Source organism: Nocardia asteroides, assembly GCA_019930625.1.
Classification (GTDB): domain Bacteria; phylum Actinomycetota; class Actinomycetes; order Mycobacteriales; family Mycobacteriaceae; genus Nocardia; species Nocardia sputi.
This window is the reverse complement of the sequence record CP082844.1, coordinates 165676-180635: the sequence shown is the minus strand read 5'-3', so window position 1 is coordinate 180635 and position 14960 is coordinate 165676. Positions and strand designations below refer to the sequence as shown.

15 protein-coding genes are annotated in these 14960 nt (G+C 69.6%); 11 read left to right on the top strand and 4 right to left on the bottom strand.

The features are described 5' to 3' along the window. Positions 1–12: 12 nt before the first annotated feature. From nadD to holA, 9 genes are all read left to right on the top strand, one after another. Positions 13–654: a nicotinate-nucleotide adenylyltransferase gene (gene nadD / locus K8O92_00910; GenBank protein ID UAK32635.1), complete on the top strand. Its 642-nt coding sequence runs from the start codon at positions 13–15 to the stop codon at positions 652–654. A gap of 28 nt (positions 655–682) precedes the next feature. Further along, positions 683–1096: a ribosome silencing factor gene (rsfS, locus tag K8O92_00905; GenBank protein ID UAK32634.1), complete on the top strand. Its 414-nt coding sequence runs from the start codon at positions 683–685 to the stop codon at positions 1094–1096. Next, positions 1090–1752, top strand: coding sequence for a histidine phosphatase family protein (locus tag K8O92_00900; GenBank protein ID UAK35358.1), 663 nt, complete (start codon positions 1090–1092; stop codon positions 1750–1752). The genes rsfS and K8O92_00900 overlap by 7 nt, the downstream gene beginning before the upstream one ends. Positions 1753–2425: 673 nt before the next feature. Continuing rightward, positions 2426–3118, top strand: a complete 693-nt coding sequence (locus K8O92_00895; protein ID UAK35357.1) for an SGNH/GDSL hydrolase family protein — start codon at positions 2426–2428, stop codon at positions 3116–3118. Between the two features lie 3 nt (positions 3119–3121). Continuing rightward, positions 3122–3964, top strand: coding sequence for a DegV family protein (locus tag K8O92_00890; protein UAK32633.1), 843 nt, complete (start codon positions 3122–3124; stop codon positions 3962–3964). 83 nt (positions 3965–4047) lie between these two features. Beyond that, positions 4048–4530, top strand: a complete 483-nt coding sequence (locus tag K8O92_00885; protein UAK32632.1) for a GNAT family N-acetyltransferase — start codon at positions 4048–4050, stop codon at positions 4528–4530. 668 nt (positions 4531–5198) lie between these two features. Next, complete coding sequence (locus K8O92_00880; protein UAK32631.1) at positions 5199–6092, top strand: helix-hairpin-helix domain-containing protein; 894 nt, start codon at positions 5199–5201, stop codon at positions 6090–6092. Next, on the top strand, positions 6089–8752 hold the full coding sequence (locus tag K8O92_00875; protein ID UAK32630.1) for a ComEC/Rec2 family competence protein: 2664 nt from the start codon (positions 6089–6091) through the stop codon (positions 8750–8752). The genes K8O92_00880 and K8O92_00875 overlap by 4 nt, the downstream gene beginning before the upstream one ends. A gap of 272 nt (positions 8753–9024) precedes the next feature. Continuing rightward, positions 9025–9996, top strand: a complete 972-nt coding sequence (gene holA, locus K8O92_00870) for a DNA polymerase III subunit delta (GenBank protein UAK32629.1) — start codon at positions 9025–9027, stop codon at positions 9994–9996. A gap of 243 nt (positions 9997–10239) precedes the next feature. Here holA and K8O92_00865 read toward each other — a convergent pair whose 3' ends face one another. Beyond that, positions 10240–10872 (bottom strand): maleylpyruvate isomerase family mycothiol-dependent enzyme, encoded by a 633-nt coding sequence (locus K8O92_00865; protein ID UAK32628.1) that lies wholly within the window; start codon positions 10870–10872, stop codon positions 10240–10242. 56 nt (positions 10873–10928) lie between these two features. Beyond that, positions 10929–12002 carry an aldo/keto reductase gene (locus K8O92_00860; protein UAK32627.1) on the bottom strand — a complete coding sequence of 358 codons (1074 nt, stop codon included), beginning with the start codon at positions 12000–12002 and terminating at the stop codon, positions 10929–10931. Between the two features lie 301 nt (positions 12003–12303). On the opposite strand from K8O92_00860, the gene K8O92_00855 reads away from it, so the two are divergent. Further along, positions 12304–13116 (top strand): helix-turn-helix transcriptional regulator, encoded by an 813-nt coding sequence (locus K8O92_00855; protein UAK35356.1) that lies wholly within the window; start codon positions 12304–12306, stop codon positions 13114–13116. A gap of 7 nt (positions 13117–13123) precedes the next feature. Here the strand turns inward: K8O92_00855 and K8O92_00850 are convergent, their stop codons facing one another. Beyond that, on the bottom strand, positions 13124–13372 hold the full coding sequence (locus K8O92_00850; GenBank protein UAK32626.1) for a hypothetical protein: 249 nt from the start codon (positions 13370–13372) through the stop codon (positions 13124–13126). A gap of 183 nt (positions 13373–13555) precedes the next feature. Then, positions 13556–13816 carry a 30S ribosomal protein S20 gene (rpsT, locus tag K8O92_00845; GenBank protein UAK32625.1) on the bottom strand — a complete coding sequence of 87 codons (261 nt, stop codon included), beginning with the start codon at positions 13814–13816 and terminating at the stop codon, positions 13556–13558. A 310-nt stretch (positions 13817–14126) separates the two neighbouring features. Here rpsT and K8O92_00840 point away from each other — a divergent pair, with 310 nt between their 5' ends. Next, positions 14127–14915, top strand: coding sequence for an aquaporin (locus K8O92_00840; protein ID UAK32624.1), 789 nt, complete (start codon positions 14127–14129; stop codon positions 14913–14915). Positions 14916–14960 lie beyond the last annotated feature (45 nt).

Genomic DNA, 14960 nt, shown 5'->3' with positions numbered 1-14960 from the left:
AGCTCGGCAGTCATGCACGAGACAGGTCGGCGCGGCCGCAAGCTCGGGGTGATGGGCGGCACGTTCGACCCCATCCACCACGGGCACCTGGTCGCCGCCAGCGAGGTCGCTCACCGGTTCGACCTGGACGAAGTGATCTTCGTCCCCACCGGACAGCCCTGGCAGAAGGCGCACGAGCAGGTCAGCCCGGCCGAGGACCGGTACCTGATGACCGTCATCGCCACCGCCTCCAACCCGCGATTCTCGGTCAGCCGCGCGGACATCGACCGCGGCAAGGTCACCTACACCGTGGACACGCTGCGGGAGATGCAATCGAAGTATCCCGGCGCCGAGCTGTACTTCATCACCGGTGCGGACGCGTTGGCCAGCATCCTCACATGGCAGGATTGGGCGGAACTGTTCGAACTGGCGAAGTTCGTCGGGGTGAGCCGTCCGGGGTACGAGCTGAACACCGATCATCTCGAGGAGCATCTGCGGGATCTTCCGGCCGATGCGGTGACCATGATCGAGATCCCGGCGCTGGCGATCTCGTCGAGCGAATGCCGTCGCCGCGCCGCCGAGAACCGGCCGGTGTGGTACCTCGTCCCCGACGGCGTGGTGCAGTACATATCGAAGCGGCACCTGTATGTGCCCGGAGCAGCGGAAGGTAGCTGAGCGTGAGCGAGCGCAGCGAGGTGCGGGCATGACCGCGACCGCGGAGTCGGTGGAGATCGCGCAGGTCGCCGCGCGGGCCGCCGACGAGAAACTGGCGTCCGACGTGGTGGTGCTCGACGTGTCCGAGCAGTTGGTGATCACCGACTGCTTCGTGATCGCCTCCGCACCCAACGAACGTCAGGTGAACGCCATCGTCGACAACGTGGAGGAGAAGCTCCGCGCGGCCGGGCACAAGCCGGTGCGGCGCGAGGGCACCCGCGAAGGCCGCTGGGCGCTGCTGGACTACGTCGACGTCGTCGTGCACATCCAGCACAACGACGAGCGCAATTTCTATGCGCTGGAACGTTTGTGGAAGGACTGCCCGGTCGTGCCGGTCGCGGGCATCACCGGGGCCGCGCCGGACAAGCGCGCCGCTGCGACGGAGGACGAGGCGCGATCGTGAGCAGACATGCCGGCGTGCGCACCCTGATCCTCCTGCGCCACGGGCAAACCGAATGGAACGCTGCCGACCGTATGCAAGGCCAGATCGATACCGATCTCACCGAACTCGGTCGCAGACAGGCCAAAGAGGCTGCGCGGGAGCTGGTTTCGCGTAACGCCATCGCGATCCACTCCTCGGATCTGCGCCGGGCCTTCGACACCGCGACGGCACTGGCCGAGCACACCGGGCTCACCGTGGTCCCCGACGCGCGGCTGCGGGAGACCAATCTCGGTGATTGGGAGGGGCTGACCCATCTGGAGGTCGACGCCGACTACCCGGGCGCGCGCATGGCATGGCGGCTGGACGCGCGCTACACCCCGCCCAACGGGGAGAGCAAACTCGAGGTCGGCGCGCGGTCGCTGCCGGTCGTACGGGAGTTGCTGGTCGGGCGGCAGGATTGGCCCGGCCGGACTATCATCCTGGTGGCGCACGGCGGGCTGATCGCCGCCCTCACGGCCGCGCTGCTGGACCTGCCGCCGCAGAACTGGCCGATCCTGGGCGGATTGGCCAACACCAGCTGGGTGCAGCTCAGCAGTCACGGCCCGAGCATCGAACAGCCCGGCTGGCGTCTGGATGTGTGGAACGCGGCGGCGAAGGTAGCACCGGATGTCCTCTGAAGACCCGATCAGATCGGTCCCGGACGAACTGTTCCGTAAGGTGTCGGCGAGACCTGAGCGGCAGTTGCCGGACGCCTTGTTCGGCGGTCCGCCACCGGCGCCTCGCGAACCCGAGGCAACGTCCGAGCGGCCGTCGGGCGCGGAATCGGGCGGCGCGTCCGAGCCCGCCGAGGGATCCGACGCGGAGGATGACGGATCGGTCGCCGCAGTAGGCGTTCTCGTCACCGAATCGGAGCCGCAAGCGCACGCCGGCAGCGTTATCGCGCCAGCCGTCGGTCAGGATTCCGCTTCGGAGCCGACCGCCGAATTCGTGGGTGGGCTCGATGAATCGGTCACTGCGGTCGATGCCGTGGATGCGGTCGAAGCAGTCGAAGCCGTCGATGCGGCCGAAGCCGCCGGATCGCCAGTGTCCACCGGAGCGGTCGGCGGTCCCGCCGTCACAAACGCACCCGCCGACTCCGGCGCAGCCGAACTCCACCCCGCTGTAGTGATTGTCGCCGAGTCCGTCTCTCCCGCTCCGGAATCCGCTGCGGAAGTCGCCATCGAGTCGCGGCCGCGAGCGCTCACCGCCATCGAGGACGCTGTCACTCAGGACGACGCCGACGAGCGAGTCGCCGAGCCGGCGAAATCCGCCGAAGGGCCCGCCGAGGCCCGGGAAGCCGCACGCCCGGTACTGCTGGTGATCGCCGACTCCCTCTCCTACTTCGGACCCAAGGGCGGACTGCCCGCCGACCATCCGCGCATCTGGCCTAACCTGGTTGCCGCCGAGCTGGATTGGGACGTCGAATTGGTCGGCCGGATCGGCTGGACCTGCCGTGACGCCTACTGGGCGCTGATCGGCGATCCCCGCGTGTGGGCCGCGGTGCCGCGCGCGGGCGCGGTGGTCTTCGCCGTCGGCGGCATGGACACGCTGCCCTCGCCGCTGCCCACCGCGCTGCGCGAACTGATCCGGTATGTGCGCCCGCCCGCCCTGCGCCGTGTCGTCCGCGCCACCTACAACTGGTTGCAACCGAAGCTGTCGAAACTCGGCAGGCCCGTGGCGCTTCCGCCGAAGGTCAGCGTCGACTACCTGGAGCAGTCCCGCACCGCCCTGGCCCAGCTGCGCCCCGACCTGCCCGTCGTCGCGGTGCTGCCGTCGGTGCACGACTGCGCGGCCTACGGTCGCGTGCACTCCGGCAGGCCGCGTGCGGTCGAGGCGCTGCGCGCCTGGTCGGGGCGGACCTCGGTGCCGCTGGTCGACCTGGGTGAAGCGGTGCGCGACAACATCTTCTCCGGCGAGGCGAACCCGGACGGCATCCACTGGGGCTGGGATGGTCACGCGGCGGTGGCCAACGCGATGGTCAAGACCTTGCAGGAGGTTCGGTAGTCCGTGGCAGTCGTGATCGTCACCGATTCGTCCGCCAGCCTCCCTGCCGAACATCTCGACGAGCTGGATATCGCTGTCGTCCCCCTGCATGTCCTGGTCGGCGACCGGGCGATGCGAGAAGGCGTCGACCCGGTCGACATCGACTATGCCTCCGACACCGTGACCACTTCGGCCGCCTCACCCGGCGAGCTGCGCGCGGTCTACGAGCTTGCCTGGGAACGCAGTGGCGGCGACGGCGTTGTGGCGGTGCATATTTCCCGTCGGCTGTCCGGGACATGGGAGGCCGGCAGGCAGGCCGTGCGCGACATGGACGCCGCCGACCGCGTCCGCCTGGTCGACTCGCTGGGGGCCGGGCTGGCCACCGGGCTGCCGGCGCTGGCCGCCGCGCGGCGCGCCGAGGACGGGGCGCCGCTGGACGCGGTCTACGACACGGCGGTCGCCGCCGCCGCGCGCGCCCGCACGTTCATCCTGGTCAATCGCACCGAGCAGTTGCGCCGCGGCGGCAGGCTCTCGTCCGCGGCGACATTCTTCGGCAGCGAGCTGGTCACCAAGCCGCTGTTGCACATGGTCGAAGGGCGGCTGGAGCTGCGCGAGAAGGTCCGGACGCGCTCCAAGGCCTACACGAAACTCGTCGCCGCGGCGGTCGACGTGGCCGGTGCGGACGGCGCCGCCGTGGCCGTGCAACACCTCGGCGCCGAGGACGCCGCACACACCGTCGCGGGCCAGCTACGCGAACGCATTCCCGGAATCGAGGAACTCATCGTCGCCGAGTTCGGGCCGTCGCTGGCGGTGCACCTCGGAATGGGAGCGCTCGGCGTGCTCGTCGTCCCGGGCGGGTGTCGCTGAGCGTTCCGGATTCCCCGCTCGGGCAACAATCTCGGTGATCTGAATCCGAGCGCTGTCCCGGGACACGCGGCTAGCGTCGGGTCATGAGTTCCGCCAAGCCGCCGGTTCGTCCGCCGCTGACCGTGACCGCGGTGGACTGGGAGCATCCGGACGCGGTGACGTTGCGCGCGGAGATGGCCGCCGAGGTCGGGCCGCGCTACGCCTACTTGGCAAGGCAGTTGCGCACCAATCCGAATGCCGTCGATCCCGTCACCGTGCACCGCACCTTCGTGGCGTACTCGGACGGTCCGGCCGGCCACGCCGCCCTGCGATGGAACGCGGAGGACCTCGAGGTGAAGCGGATGTTCGTCCGCCCCGCGCACCGCGGTTCGGGCGCCGCGGCGCTGCTGCTGGCCGCCGCCGAGGATGCCGCCCGCCTGGCCGGACGCCCCCGATTGATTCTGCAGACCGGTCACCTGCAACCGGAGGCTGTTCGCTTCTACGAACGCAGCGGCTACCACCGTATTCCGATCTTCTCGCCGTACGAGGTGCTGCCGCTTTCGAATTGCTTCGCCAAGGAACTCTGAGGCGGCGGCTCAGGCCCTCGCGGCGCGGGCGTGCGAATGCGTCTGCGAAGTAGACGGCGTGTCCGGATGAAGGCGTCAGCCGATCGAGGGGTGGGTTGTGCACAGCCCGGTGGTTGTCAACAGACCTGTCGAATTGCCTGGTGAGGACATCGTTTTCGCCGTGTGGTCGCACTACCGTCGCCGCCATGTCACGACAGGACGAACGCGACCGGGTACGACTGCGATTGGGTGAGCTGACCGCCCGGGTCGGCGCGAGCAGAACGGCCGGTGTGGGCGCTGCAGCGGCCGGGGCAGGGACGGAGCGCGAACCGTCCGGGTGGAGTACGGCGCGCTCCTCGAGCGGAGAGCCCGCGCGAAAGACCGGGCAGCTGGATCGTGCCGGTCTCGCGACTCCCACCCGGGGCACGGTTGCCACCACACCACGCGGCGGGCGGTCAGGCGCGAGTGCACGACCGTCGCCCTCCAGCGAAAGTGATTCGCGCTCTGCGATGGTCGAATCGATATCGAATGGCACGTCACATGTCGCGCCTGCTGCTCGGATGGCCGCAGAAGCCGGGCCCGCGTCCCTGGACGCCGGGACATCGGTGAACTTCGACGCGACCGGTTCCGATGGCGACGACGAACACCGATCGGCACGGGAAGGCAGCTCCTCTCAGGGGGCTACGCGGATGGGTGAACCACGACCCGACGATCGTTCGGCCGGGGAGGGAAAGTGGGGTCTCCTGCGGCTGCCCGACGACCCGACTCCCGACCGGGTAGGCGAAGACGATGTCGGTCGCGTACGGTCTCCCGGCTGGCTCGAGGAACCGGCAACCGGACCAGATCGGCGGCATCGGCTTGTGCCCGAACGATTCCGAGGCATCCGACTCGATCCGGGGCGCCGTGGGGTGCGTACGCTCGGGCTCGTCGGGCTCGCCGCGATGGTGATCGCCGGGGTGATCGTGTTCCTCGAGCGCCCGATCGCACACCCGGTGACGCCGTTGCCGATTCGGCAGACCGCTGCCTTCGAAACACCTGCTGCGGCTGCGTCGGTGAGCGCGGTCCGGGCTCCGACCGGAGGCGTCGAACCCGGTCCGCCGACAGCCGAGCTGGTCGTCAGTGTCGTCGGCTTGGTCCAGCGCACCGGTCTTGTCCGCCTCCCCGAGGGATCGCGCGTCGCCGATGCGCTCGCCGCGGCCGGCGGCCCGAGCGAAGGCGCCGACACCAGCGGTCTGAATCTGGCCCAGCGCTTGTCGGATGGGGATCAGGTGCTGGTCGGTCCGGCCGTGCCGAATTCCGCCGCGCCGCACCAGAGCAGCAGCACGATCGGTGTGGGCGGGCGTCCGTCCTCCGGTTCCGCCGCCACCTCGGGTCGTCCCTCGTCTTCGGGGGGCCGGATCGACCTCAATACGGCCTCTGAGGCCGAACTCGATGCTCTTCCCGGTGTCGGGCCGGTCACCGCACGCGCCATCGTCAGCTGGCGTACGACCAATGGCCGCTTCAGCTCCGTGGAGCAACTGGGTGAGGTAGACGGCATCGGCCCGGCCCGGCTGGCCCGATTGCGTGATCTGGTGCGGGTATGAATCCCGGCGGCTTGCTCGAAGTGGTTCGCCGGACGCTGGGATCGCCTGCGGGATCGTCGGAGACCGGCACGACCGCTCGGGCCGATGGAGGTCGCAAGGAGGGCGGTGCGACGGAAGAGCCCGGCGCCGCCCACGTGCTGGACGCTCGCTTGCTACCCGCCGCGTTGTGCTGCTGGGGCGCCACCATCGTCGCGCTCACGGCGGGGTGGCGGGCCGGGACGGTACTGGCGGCCACGTTGACGATGACGGCTATCGGATTGTGGGTACTGCTGCTGTGGGCCATCGCGCACCGCGGCGAACGGTGGCGATCGGTAGCGGTGGTGGCGCTCGCGGCCGTGATCCTCGGTGCCGCGTTCGCCGCCGCGGCGGCCTGGCGGGAACATCGAGGGGCGACGCATCCGCTGCGGGCGGCGGCGGGGCAATCGCTGCGCGTGGTGGTCACGCCGACGGACGACCCGAAACCGCTGCGCGTCAGGGTGCCCGGCGCGAATCGGCAGTGGGTGCTCCGGGCGGATCTGCGCGAGTGCCGGCGCGGCGGCGTGACCGTCCGCGCGGGTGGCGCGGTGGTGATCCTGGCTTCCGGACCGGAGTGGGCCGATCTGTCGCCGGGCGGGCCGGTCGAGTTCCGGGCCCGGGTCGATCAGCCGCGCCGACCCGATCTCACCGTCGTGACGCTGCATGCGCTGGGCGCGCCCGTTGCCGCCGGGCCGCTGCCGTGGTGGCAGCGCGTCGCGAACTCGGTGCGCGCCGATTTCGCCGTATCGGCCGCGCGGGCGCTGCCGCCCGACTCCGCGGGCCTGTTGCCCGCGCTCGTCGTCGGTGACACCTCGGCGCTGCCCGAACAGGTGCGCGAGGACTTCGAGATCGCCGGGCTGCAGCACCTTACAGTGGTCAGCGGCGCGAATTGCACCATCGTGCTTTCCGTCGTGTTGTTCGTGGTGCGCCTGCTGACGCTCGGTCCGCGTGCCGCGGCGGCTGTCGCGGCGGCGACGCTGCTCATGTTCGTCGTCGTCGCGCGGCCGGACCCGAGCGTGCTGCGAGCCGGTGCGATGGGTGCGATCACCCTGCTCGCGGTGCTCACGGGTCGCCGTAAACAGGCGCTGCCCGCGCTGTGCGCGGCGATCATCGCGCTACTGGCTCTGTGGCCCGCGCTCGCCGTCAACGCGGGGTTCGCGCTGTCGGTCGTCGCGACGGGCGGCCTGATCCTGCTGGCGCCGAGCTGGGCCGACTGGTTGCGTGCCAGGGGATGGTGGCGGATGCCCGCCGAGATAGTCGCCGTGTCTGCAGGGGCGTTCGTGGTCACGACACCGATCCTGATCGCGCTCACCGGAAGGCTCAGCCTGGTCGCGGTACTGGCCAATGTTCTCGTGGCCCCGGTCGTCGCGCCGATCACCGTCATAGGAGCAGGTGGCGCGGTGCTGGCGAGTTTATGGTCGCCCCTCGCCGAGTTGATCCTGCGCTGCGCCGCGCCGCCGCTGTGGTGGTTGCTGTGGGTGGCCGGGTACGCGGCCGCGCTGCCCGGCGCGACCGTCACTGTGCCGGGTGGCCTGGCGGGAGGGCTGATCGCGAGTGTCGTCGTGGCGGTCGCGATCGCGGCATTGCGTGCCCGGGCAGTGCGGCGAGTCGCCGCCGCGCTGGTGCTCGGCGTCGCGGTGATCCTGGTCCCGGTGCGGCTCTGGCATCCGGGCTGGCCGCCGAGCGGCTGGGTCCTCGCGGCGTGCGATGTCGGCCAAGGCGACGGCCTGGCCGTGCCGGCCGGTCCCGGCGCCGCCGTCGTCATCGATGTCGGGCCGGACCCGCGCCCGATCCGGACCTGTCTGGACCGGTTGCGCATCAAACGCATCCCGCTGCTGATCCTCACCCATCCGCATGCGGATCACATCGGCGGGCTCACCGGCGCGCTACACGGTCGCGCGGTCGACGCGATAGCGGTCGGCATCCAGGAACTCGAGGCGCTTCCACCACCTGGTCGACCCGAACCTGCTGGGCTTACTCCCGAAGCCGGCCTCCGCTGCGGTCACGGCCCGATCGTCACACCGGCCGCGAACAATACCGGTGCTGCCAGAATGCCCAAGGCCTGCGGTGCGACCGAAGGCGGAAGCGGCCGGGCAGCGCGGCCATCCGGCGACGCGCGTGATCCTGTCTCGGGGCTCGAGCAGGTCGCGGCCGTCGCCGCAGACGCGGGCGTGCCGCTGCTGGGATTGTCGGCCGGACACGTGCTCAGTTTCGGGCGGATCGAATTCGAAGTGCTCGCGCCGGCCCGGAACGGTCCGCGGCCGGTCCGGGGAGCCGAAACGGAGGACGCCAACGACCGTTCGGTGGTCGTCACCGCCCGCACGCCCGGGGGCCGGATCCTGCTCACCGGGGACATCGAGGCGCAGGCCCAGCGGGCCCTGATGCATGCCGGGATTCCCCTCCGAGCGGACATTCTCAAACTGCCGCACCACGGCTCACGGACCACCACAAGAGCATTTCTCGACGCGGTGCGTCCCCGACTGGTACTGGTCACTGTCGGCGCAGGCAACACCTTCGGACACCCGCACCCCGGCGTTCTCGCCGACTTGGCCGATCTCGGGGCGACCGTGGCCAGGACGGATCGGCAAGGCGACATCGTGGTATCCGGCAGTGCTGAACACCTCCGCGTGACGAGTTCACGCTGACCCCGCGGACGTACGGGCGAAGTGCCGCTGCGTTCCACTCGATCCGGTTCGAGGGACCAGCCCCTGATCACCAACGGTGGATGAGAGGAGCACTGCCATTTCGTGTGCGGCCGAGTCTTCCGGTCGGCGTCGCGCGTGTCACGGCACGGTGCCGGGCCGAGTCGGGGTGTCGGTCGGGAACCGTAGGATCGGGCTGTGGATGAGCGCGGCGAGTGGAGCAACGGGGCACGCCTGTCGGGCACGACGCCCTCCGGCAGCGGGGAGACGTCGGCGTGAGCGAGCGACCAGCGCCGGTGCATTTGATGCTCGGGGAAGAAGAGCTGCTGATCGAGCGCGCGGTGGGCGCGCTGACCGCGCAGATACGGGCGCTGGCCCCGGATCCCGACGCGGTGCCGGTCGATCGATTGCGAGCGGGTGACGCGAGTACCGCGGAGCTGGCGGAACTGCTGAGCCCGTCGCTGTTCGCCGAGGACCGGGTGATCGTCCTCGAGGCGGCGGCCGAGGCGGGTAAGGACGCGGTCGCGGTGATCACCGAGGCGGTACAGAGCCCGCCGGAGGGCGTCGTGCTGGTCGTTCTGCACTCCGGCGGCGGACGGGCCAAAACGCTCGTGCCCGCCTTGCAGAAGGCAGGCGCCGTCACCCACGACTGCGCCAAGCTGACCAAAGCCGCCGAGCGAGTCGAGTTCGTGCGCGGCGAGTTTCGCAACGCCGGGGTGCGGGTGTCCGGCGAGGTCGTCCAGGTGATGCTGGAGGCGGTGGGCTCGGATCTGCGTGAGCTGGCGGCGGCGTGCGGGCAGCTGGCCGCGGACACCGGCGGGAAGATCGACGTTGCGGCCGTGCGTCGCTACTACTCCGGCAAGGCCGAGGTCTCCGGATTCGACGTCGCCGAACTCGCGGTGGCGGGAGATCGCCCCGGTGCGATGGAGGCGCTGCGCTGGGCGAACGACCGCGGCGTGCCGCACGTCCTGCTGGCCGACGCGCTCGCCGACTCGGTGCACACCATCGCCCGCGTCGGCTCGGCCGGGCGCGGTGACCCGTTCAAGCTGGCGCAACAGCTCGGCATGCCGCCGTGGAAGGTGAAGAAGGCACAAGCGCAGGCTCGGAATTGGACCCAGGCGACCATCGGATCGGCCCTTCAGGTGGTCGCGACCCTCAACGCCGACGTGAAGGGCGGCGCCGCCGACGCGGGCTACGCTCTGGAACACGCTCTCACCCAGATACTGGACCTGCACGGCGCGGGCTGATCGAGCCGCATCGCCCACACCGCACGTATCGCGAATGTCAGCGCAGCACGCGCGGCGTCGTGCGGTGAGGCAGGTCGCCGTAGCCGAACGTTCGATGCGGCGGCGAACGTCGCGATCGAGCCCGCGCAGTAGTGGCCGCCCGTCGTGTCCCAGCTCGGCTCGGAACTCGCTGCCTACTGTACGGCGCTTGCCAGGAGTCGAGGGCTCCCTCGAAGGCCGCCCGGAGGCACCGAGCACGCGAGCTCAAAACGCACCGGCGAGGCGTTCCACACCTTTCCCCGTCAACCCGGCGAGCCCGGCCACGCGACCGGTTGCCACGAGCAGCAGATCGCTCAGCGGTCCGCTGACCTCCTCCGTTCCGGTGCCTGCCGACCAATCCGCATCGATGGCCAGCAGGCGCACACCGCGCAGGCGCTTCTCGCTGCCGTAGAAGGGGCTGCGCAGGAGGTGCTCCAGTGCGACGACGGCCTGCTCGGTGGGCACGGCGCGCCGCCGACCGAGCGGACGGGCGATGTCTTGTCCGTGAATCATGGTGTCCACCAATGGATCCAGTGGCCCCGCCCCAGGCGCCCGCCGAGTCCACGCGGCGCCTTCTCGCAGTTGCGCGATCAGCTCCGCGGGGGAATAGCGGCTCGCGCGATCGCGCGCCATCCGCTCCGTCATCCGGTTCCAGTTGCCTCGCGCCCGGATGATGCCCACGAGCGTCGCACCGAGAGTGACCCGGTTGGACAGAGTGAGGTGAGCCGCGACGTCGTGCACGGTCCAGCCGGGACACAGGGAGTCGGCGCCCCACTCGTGCTCGTCCAGGTCATCGAGGAAGTCTGCGAGACCGAGCCGTTCGGCGCGCGTCCACATCGTGATCTGGTCCAGGTTCATCGTCACTCTCCGTGGTCGGTGCTGTCACGGATGCAGACGGTGAAGGAAGTCGAAACTCATCGAACGCGTCCTTCGATCTTCAGGTCGCCGAAGGTGACATTCCGGACCATCGGGCGGGTGAGGAACTCGTGCGGGAAGCCGAGGTCCACGGCGCTGGCCTGTTCGAGCCGAGCGAGCTGGGCCGGGTCGAACTCCACCTCGAGCGCGCCGAGATTGTCCTCCAGCTGCGCCGCGGTGCGCGCGCCGATGATCGGCGAGGTGACCGCCGGATCGCGCAGCGTCCAGGCCAGCGCGACCTGCGAGGGCATCTTGCCGATTTCGGCCGCGACCTGCTGAACGATGTCGGCGATGGCGAGACCGCGTTCGGTGAGCGAGCCGTTGGCGGCGGCCACGTTCTTGCGGCTGCCCTCGGGCGAACCATTGACCTGGTGGTCCAGATCGGCGCGGCTGTACTTGCCGGTGAGCACGCCGCTGGCCAACGGTGACCACGGGATCACGCCGAGGCCCAGTTCGCGTGCCATCGGAATGAGGTCGCGCTCGACGGTCCGTTCGATCAGGCTGTACTCGATCTGCAGTGCGATGAGCGGGGACCAGCCGCGCAGGTCCGCGATGGTCTGCATCCGCGCGACCTGCCAGGCCGGCGCGTCGGAGATGCCGACGTAGAGCACCTTCCCGGACCGCACCAAATCGTCCATACCGCGCAAGATCTCCTCGACCGGGGTCAGGAAATCCCAAGCGTGCAGGTAGAGCAGGTCGATGTAGTCGGTGCCGAGCCTGCGCAGGCTGGCCTCGACCGAGCCGATCATGCTCTTACGATGGTTGCCACCGGAATTCGGGTCACCCGGGCGGCGCAGCATGGTGTATTTCGTGGCCAGCACCAAACTTTCGCGGTTGTCCGCGGTGAATTCGCCGAGCAGTTGCTCGGAAGTGCCATTGGTGTACTGGCTGGCCGTATCGATGAAGTTGCCACCTCGCTCGACATAGGCGTCGAAGATCTTGCGGGCCTCGTCCCGGTCCGCGCCCCAGCCCCAATCGGCGCCGAAGGTCATGGTTCCCAGGGACAGTGGGGACACCCGGAGGCCCGAGCGGCCGAGCAGCCGGTAGGTGTCGAGGGTGCGGGCTCCGGACATGTCCAGCTCCTTGTGTTTCGCGATGCCATGCTGTCGAAACACAGTCTTCAACGGTGCGCGAGACGCAGTAAGGGAAGCTTCTTCCTGGGAAAGCCAGTCCTAGTCAGCCGTAGGATCGACGGTGATGACTGGCACGGTGAACCCGACACAGCGCCGCGACCCGGGGCCCGGAGGCGGTAGCTCGCGTAGCCCCGCAGGGCCAGGGAGCGGTGCAGATTCGATACAGCGCCGCGACCCGGGGCCCGGAGGCGGTAGCTCGCGTAGCCCCGCAGGGTCGGGGAGCGCGGATCGAGTGCAGGAGATGGCCGCCTTCCTGCGTGCCCGTCGGGAGCGGTTGACGCCGGACGATCTCGGCTTGCCCCAGCGCAGGCAGGCGCGCCGGACGCCTGGGCTGCGGCGGGAAGAGGTCGCCGAACTGGCGGGAGTGAGCACCGACTACATCGTGCGGCTCGAGCAGGGGCGGGGCCTTCGGCCGTCGGTGGAGGTGCTGAACGCGCTGGCGCGGGCGCTGCGCCTGAACGACGACGAGCGCGCCTACCTGTTCGATCTGGCACGACAGCGGCAGCCGGACAACGGCAAGCCGAGCACGGTGCCCGCCCCCGCGCTGGCGATGCTGGTGTGCGATCTGTCGCCGCTGCCCGCGATGCTGGTCAACCACCGCTACGACATCCTGGCCTGGAATCGGGAGATGGCGGCGTTGATCACCGACTTCGGCGCTCTGCCGCAGCGGCAGCGCAACTCGATGTGGTTGTGCCTGCTGGACCCGGGTATGCGGGATTTCTATGTCGAGCGGGAACGCATCATCCGTGAGGGCATCGCCGATCTGCGCGCGGCGTGGGCCGCGCACCCGGACGACCGGGCGCTGGCCGACCTGATCGCGGAGTTCAGCGCGCACAGCGCCGAGTTCGAGCAGGCCTGGGCCCGCCACGACGTTCGGGTACAGGGGCGGGGGAACAAGCCGTTGCGGCATCCGCTGGTGGGTCCACTGGTTGTCAGCTACGAGGTACTGATGCCCGTGCAGGATCCCGACCAGCGGATCATCATCTACCGCGCCGCGGACGCGGATTCCCAGGCGGCGCTCGACCGGCTCGTTGCCGCTCTGGACGCGCCGTGACCAGGTGCTATTCCGCGGAACTCAGCAGCAGTTCCCCGTCGTCGTCCGCCGCGTCCTCGTAGCGGCCATCCCACTCCTCGTAGGCGGGCACGTCCTCGTCGCGGGTGACGATCCACTCCAGCGAGTAACCGCCGTCGTCGTCGGGAACGAGCACATTCTCGATCTTCAGTCCGAATCCGAGCACCTCGGCCGCGCGGATCACGTCCGGCAGGTCCTCGGCGCGAACGACCGTCTGATTGGCATACACGGTTACCATGCGCCGAATGGTAGCTGGAACCTCGGACACGGCGCGGGACGAATCCCGAATCCCCGGCTGCGGGGTCGCCGGTCCACGCCAGAGGCGCGGGGGTCGGGCACGACAAAAGCCGCCGTGGTCATCGAGGCCACGGCGGCTGCGTCACAGCGTGAGGGTGGTACCGGGCGTGCGGTACCGGGTTGATCAGAGCTTGTTGAAGGCCAGCGACAGCGCCGACTTCTTGTTGGCAGCCTGGTTGGCGTGGATGACGCCCTTCGAGGCGGCCTTGTCCAGCTTCCGGCTGGCGAACTGCAGGCGCTGCGCGGCGGCGTCCTTGTCGCCCGCGGCCGCGGCCTCACGGAAGCTGCGGATGGCGGTGCGCAGCGCGGACTTGACCGACTGGTTGCGCTTGCGCGCTTCCTCGTTGGTGCGAATCCGCTTCATCTGGGACTTGATGTTGGCCACGCCGGTTCCTCGTGTTCCTGTCTGGTAGGTATGTCCTGGAAAGTTGGGGAGCGCGCGACACACCCGAGGTGAACGGGTAACGCAGCGCCGAAGATCGAGGGTACCAGCCGCCGTGCGGCACACGAAATCGACATCGGACCGGTGGCGGCCCGACCGGGCCTCGAAGTCGTTGTCTCGACCACTCGACTCGCGTAGCGTCCTCTCCAGCAACCATTGCTTTTCCAGCAACCATTGCTTTCTCGCGGCTGCTGTCGTCGCAGCGGTACCACGACTCGTCCGAGTACATGTCTGGAACGCGGAAGGTGGACAGATGTCTCCAACGGCCCAGGAAGTAGTCGAAGAGGCTGTCGAGAACAAACCGATTCCCGAGAGCAAGAAATGGGGCGCCGAAGCGCTCGGCACGTTCGTTCTGGTGATCGGCGGCGTGGGCACCGCGGTGCTGGCGGGGGAGAAGGTCGGTCCGCTGGGCGTCGCACTGGCCTTCGGCCTGACGCTGCTGTTCCTCGTCTACTCGATCGGTCCGATATCGGGCTGCCACGTCAACCCGGCGGTGACCGTGGGCCATCTGCTGCTCGGCCGCCTCGGCGGCGTGTCCGCGGCGGGGTACGTCATCGCGCAACTGATCGGCGGACTCCTCGCGGGTCTCGTCCTGTTCGCGCTGGCCAAGAACCTGCCGTCGTACGACCGGTCGGTGGACGGACTCGGCGCGAACGGGTGGGGCAAGCACAGCCCGGCCGCGATCCGGGGGCCGCTCGGCGAGGTGGTCGTGCAGAACGGCTACGGGTTGGCCGCCATGATCATCGTCGAGGTGATGCTGACGGCGCTGCTGGTGTTCGTGGTGCTGTCCTCGACCGATCAGATCTCCGACGTGCCGCTGGCCGGACTGTCCATCGGCGTCACATTGGCCGTGATCCACCTGGTCTCGATCCCGGTGGACAACACCTCGGTCAACCCGGCCCGCAGTCTCGCGGTGGCGCCCTACCAGGACGGGGCGATGGGGCAGGTCTGGGCGTTCATCGTGTTCCCGCTGATCGGCGGCGCACTCGGCGCGCTGCTCTACGGCCTGCTGTTCGGCCGCTCCCGCGAAATGATCTCCTGACGGTAGGACCGTTCCGGCGTCGGTCCGAGCACGCGAGACATGGCG

What these genes read in the sequence shown, in the direction of transcription:
- K8O92_00860 (UAK32627.1), bottom strand. Translation starts at nt 12,002, where the DNA reads ATGTCCGGAGCCCGCACCCTCGACACCTACCGGCTGCTCGGCCGCTCG.
- K8O92_00855 (UAK35356.1), top strand. Translation starts at nt 12,304, where the DNA reads ATGGCCGCCTTCCTGCGTGCCCGTCGGGAGCGGTTGACGCCGGACGAT.
- K8O92_00875 (UAK32630.1), top strand. Translation starts at nt 6,089, where the DNA reads ATGAATCCCGGCGGCTTGCTCGAAGTGGTTCGCCGGACGCTGGGATCG.
- K8O92_00850 (UAK32626.1), bottom strand. Translation starts at nt 13,372, where the DNA reads ATGGTAACCGTGTATGCCAATCAGACGGTCGTTCGCGCCGAGGACCTG.
- K8O92_00865 (UAK32628.1), bottom strand. Translation starts at nt 10,872, where the DNA reads ATGAACCTGGACCAGATCACGATGTGGACGCGCGCCGAACGGCTCGGT.
- nadD (UAK32635.1), top strand. Translation starts at nt 13, where the DNA reads ATGCACGAGACAGGTCGGCGCGGCCGCAAGCTCGGGGTGATGGGCGGC.
- K8O92_00880 (UAK32631.1), top strand. Translation starts at nt 5,199, where the DNA reads ATGGGTGAACCACGACCCGACGATCGTTCGGCCGGGGAGGGAAAGTGG.
- K8O92_00840 (UAK32624.1), top strand. Translation starts at nt 14,127, where the DNA reads ATGTCTCCAACGGCCCAGGAAGTAGTCGAAGAGGCTGTCGAGAACAAA.
- rsfS (UAK32634.1), top strand. Translation starts at nt 683, where the DNA reads ATGACCGCGACCGCGGAGTCGGTGGAGATCGCGCAGGTCGCCGCGCGG.
- K8O92_00885 (UAK32632.1), top strand. Translation starts at nt 4,048, where the DNA reads ATGAGTTCCGCCAAGCCGCCGGTTCGTCCGCCGCTGACCGTGACCGCG.